At 28.6% G+C, this 1,453-nt stretch carries 1 protein-coding gene; it reads right to left on the minus strand.

Annotated features, from left to right (window positions below):
• Window positions 1-306: 306 nt before the first annotated feature.
• Window positions 307-1,272 (minus strand): DUF2963 domain-containing protein, encoded by a 966-nt coding sequence (locus tag KTO59_RS04250; RefSeq protein ID WP_284928815.1) that lies wholly within the window; start codon window positions 1,270-1,272, stop codon window positions 307-309.
• Window positions 1,273-1,453: the final 181 nt, after the last annotated feature.

Raw genomic sequence — 1,453 nt, forward strand, 5'->3', positions numbered from 1 at the left:
AAATCTTCTTGGTTATGAACTTCACCTCAATCCGCTTTTATTCTTTGCTATAATCTATCATTCTTTCGTTTGATAAACCAAGAATATGAAGTATGTGATTATCACAACATTGCGATTCGTTAATTTGCTGTTAATAAGGTCTCTTTGCAGCCCCTATTTGTTTTCATAAGTTGATTCCTTCTTTCTTTATTTGGTTTAGGTTTTAAATATGTATAATTATTTTAATGCTTTGACGTTTTTTGTTTTTTGTTAATTTGTTTAAAATAAAAAAAGACTCATATAAGTAAGTCTTGTTGGTTTTTTATATTATTTTTTTATTGTTCCGTCGGAGTGATATTCTATGATGTTTTTAATGGTTCCATCGGAGTGATATTCTATAATGTTTTTAATGGTTCCGTCGAAGTTGTAAAATGTTTGTTTAAAAAATTTTTTGTTTTTGGTGTATTCTTTAATTCTCAAAATATTTTTGTCGTCGTCATTGTACCATATTGTTTTAATTTTTTGATCGCGTTTGTTGAATTCGTGAATAAACTGAATAGTTTTACCGTCGTCTCGGTAAAATGTTGCTTTAGTTTTTTGACCGTGTTTGTTGAATTCGTTAATGTAGTTGATAGTTGTTCCTTCGGGATTATATTTTGTTTTTTTAATTATTTGGCAATTGGCGTTGTATTCGTGAATGTAATAGATGGTTCCGTCGAAATAATAGCCTGTTTGTTTAATTTTTTGGCCGTTTTCGTTATATTCTCTAATAAACCGAATAGTTTTACCGTCGAAGTAGTAATATGTTTTTTTAATTAATGTTTCGTTTTTGTTGTGTTCGTGAATAAAATAAATAGTTTTGCCGTCGGAATAATATTCTGTTCTTTTAACTAATTTTTCGTTTTCGTTGTATTCTTCAATAAAACTAATAGTTTTGCCGTCGCCTGGGTAGAATGTTTCTTTAATTTTTTGGCCGTTGGGGTTGTATTCGTAAATAAATTTGCCGTTGGGATGGCAGGATGTTTTTTTAACTAATTTTTCGTTTTCGTTATATTCTTCAATTTCCCAAATAGTTTTGCCGTCGGAGAGGTAGTTTGTTGTTTTAGTGTTTTGGCCGTGTTCGTTGTATTCTTTAATAAACTTAATAGTTTTGCCGTCTTCTTGGTATTCTGTTAATTTAATTATTTGGTCGTTTTCGTTATATTCGCTAATAAACTGAATAGTTTTACCGTCGGAATAGTAAGATATTTTTGGTTTTTTTTCTTTATTATCAAAAAATTGTTTTAATTTCATTTTTTTATATTTTTCCTTTAATCGAGGATTTGTATTTCTCACTTTTATTACAAATTTGTCGTACTTTTATAAATTTTTGTAAATAAATTCTTTTTTAATACCTAAAAGACTAGTTAAAACAAACTATACCTACCTTAAGAGGTACAAACTCATAAGTTAATGCCAAGGTCAGCGTCCCTAA

This window comes from Candidatus Phytoplasma sp. AldY-WA1, from assembly GCF_020312115.2.
GTDB classification, from domain to species: Bacteria; Bacillota_I; Bacilli_A; order Acholeplasmatales; family Acholeplasmataceae; genus Phytoplasma; species Phytoplasma vitis.